This window comes from Mesorhizobium sp. M4B.F.Ca.ET.214.01.1.1, assembly GCF_004791545.1.
Lineage (GTDB): Bacteria > Pseudomonadota > Alphaproteobacteria > Rhizobiales > Rhizobiaceae > Mesorhizobium > Mesorhizobium abyssinicae.
This window is the reverse complement of the sequence record NZ_SRUX01000069.1, coordinates 1-445: the sequence shown is the minus strand read 5'-3', so window position 1 is coordinate 445 and position 445 is coordinate 1. Positions and strand designations below refer to the sequence as shown.

General features: G+C 58.7%; 2 pseudogenes. One reads left to right on the top strand and one right to left on the bottom strand.

The features are described 5' to 3' along the window. Positions 1–280, bottom strand: a pseudogene (locus EN857_RS33320) (5-methylaminomethyl-2-thiouridine methyltransferase); the annotation flags it as partial. Between EN857_RS33320 and EN857_RS36015 the strand changes: the two are divergent. Then, positions 279–445, top strand: a pseudogene (locus EN857_RS36015) (D-amino-acid oxidase); the annotation flags it as partial. The pseudogenes EN857_RS33320 and EN857_RS36015 overlap by 2 nt on opposite strands.

The window sequence follows — 445 nt, the reverse complement described above, 5'->3', positions numbered from 1 at the left end:
ATTGGCGCCATGTCTCGCACAGATTGAGCGCGGTGCCGAAGCCCAGTTCCCCGATGCGGAAGACGCCTTCGCGTTCCCGCCAGCGTTGCGGCAGGCCGTTTCCTGACAGGAAGACGTGGCCACATTCCAGCCTGCCATCCGTCTGGCAATAAAAATGGTCGTCAAAAGCCAGCGAATAGGGCATATCCCCGTCACGCCAGTCGAGTGCAGTGTGGGTTTCGCCGGTTGCCGAACCGGCCTGTGCGCCAGTCTCTCTGATAGTGTCGTTGGAATCTTTCATGGCTAAAGCCGATAATCCCGCTTTCGAACAGGGTCAATCACCAAGAACGCCTTTGCCTGCTTCCGTCCCTCTCCTCATCGTCGGGGGTGGTATCATGGGTCTATGGGCTGCGGTTAAGGCGGAACGGCTCGGCATCGATACGTTGTTAGTGGAGGCGGACCATCC